Here is a 1,503-nt window from a genome sequence, read left to right on the forward strand (position 1 = left end):
GTGTCGCCGACGGCCTTGAGCCATCGGGTGACGGTGCCCTCGGTGACGGACTCGCCGAGTGCAGGGAGCTGCACGTTCTCAGACATGACCTGTGGAGTCTCCTTCGATCAGTGGGTCAGGCGACGAGCCGAGGCGAGCCGGTTTGCCGGCCCGCGACATCTGGGGTTGCCGCGTTCTGGTCACTGCCTGCCATCTTGTCACCTCCGCGGGGGTCGCCCCAATCGTTCGGGGGTCCGGGTTGGTGTGACGCTGGGTACACCTGACCGCCGCATGACCTCCAGGACACCTCCGGGCGGCCTCCCGACCACGAGGCCCACGACGGCGGTAGTCTCGCGCCATGTCGCTCAGGACCTCGCTGGGACGCCTGCTGGGCAGGTCGTCGTCGCCGGACCCCGGCGCACCGTCGTCGTCGGGATCGCGGGGCGAGACGATCGCGTACCTGCAGGAGTTCGTGCGCACCCGGGTGGGGGTGGAGGCGTACGTGGAGCCGCCGAACGTGCAGACGCCCACCACCGTCCTCCTCGTGGCCACCACGGGCGAGTGGACGCGACGTCGCGTCCCGGACGAGCGCACGGGGTTCGAGGTGGCGCGGTCGCTGGGCGTCCCGGTCTACAACGTGCGCTTCACCGGGTACCCGCAGCGCATGCGGGACTGGACGTCGGCGCAGCGGCGCAAGGCCTGAGCCGCGGCGCGTGGGTGACGGAGGGGACCCGGGAGACATGGACGGCGGGGGCGGTGAGCGCTGGTCGGCGGTGGCGGCCGGGTGGGCCGAGCTGTGGGGCTCGTTCGCGGCACCGGTCTGGCCGTCGCTGCTGACCGCCGCGCAGGTCGGGAGGGGGACGCGGGTCCTCGACGTCGGGTGCGGCACGGGCGAGCTGATCGGGCACCTGGTGCGCGCCGGCGTCGTCGCCGCAGGTGTCGACCCCGCCCCGGCGATGGCGCGGACGGCCGGCGAGCGGAACCCCGGTGCGACGGTCCGGGACGGCGACGTCGAGCACCTGCCGTTCGAGGACGGCACCTTCGACGCGGTCCTCGCGGTCAACGCGCTCCAGTTCGCCGACGACGTCGACGACGCCCTGGCCGAGGTCGCCCGCGTGCTGGTCCCGGGCGGCCGGGTGGGGATCGCGAGCTGGGCCGAGGGCGCGCGCAACGATCTCGACGTCGTGGAGCGTGCCGTCGCGGAGGCCTACGAGGAGGACGTGCCGCCCGACGGCCCGCTGCGCGCCGCGGGCGGGCTGGAGTCCGCCCTCGTCGGCGCGGGGTTCGACGTCGTGGGGGCGGGGATCGTCGACGTGCCGTGGAGCGCGCCCGACGACGACCGCCTGGTGCGCGGCGTCCTGCTCGGCGAGGACGAGGGCACGACGGCCGAGCTCGCGCCGGTCGTCGTGGCCGCGGCGTCCCCGTTCCGGGTCCCCGGCGGCGGGTACCGCCTCGCGAACGCGTTCCGCTGGGCGGTGGCCGTCGCCCCCTGAGGCGCGGACGACGACGGCGCCCGGCCCACCC

At 75.0% G+C, this 1,503-nt stretch carries 2 protein-coding genes; both read left to right on the plus strand.

Annotated elements, in window-relative coordinates; translation table 11 throughout:
* Nucleotides 1-337: 337 nt before the first annotated feature.
* On the plus strand, nt 338-682 hold the full coding sequence (locus ACFWEK_RS21580; RefSeq protein WP_430555370.1) for an oxidoreductase: 345 nt from the start codon (nt 338-340) through the stop codon (nt 680-682).
* Nucleotides 683-719: 37 nt separating this feature from the next.
* Nucleotides 720-1,472 (plus strand): class I SAM-dependent methyltransferase, encoded by a 753-nt coding sequence (locus tag ACFWEK_RS21585; protein ID WP_430555371.1) that lies wholly within the window; start codon nt 720-722, stop codon nt 1,470-1,472.
* The last annotated feature ends 31 nt before the right edge of the window (nt 1,473-1,503 follow it).

It is taken from the genome of Isoptericola sp. NPDC060257, assembly GCF_042726645.1.
GTDB lineage: Bacteria > Actinomycetota > Actinomycetes > Actinomycetales > Cellulomonadaceae > Isoptericola > Isoptericola nanjingensis.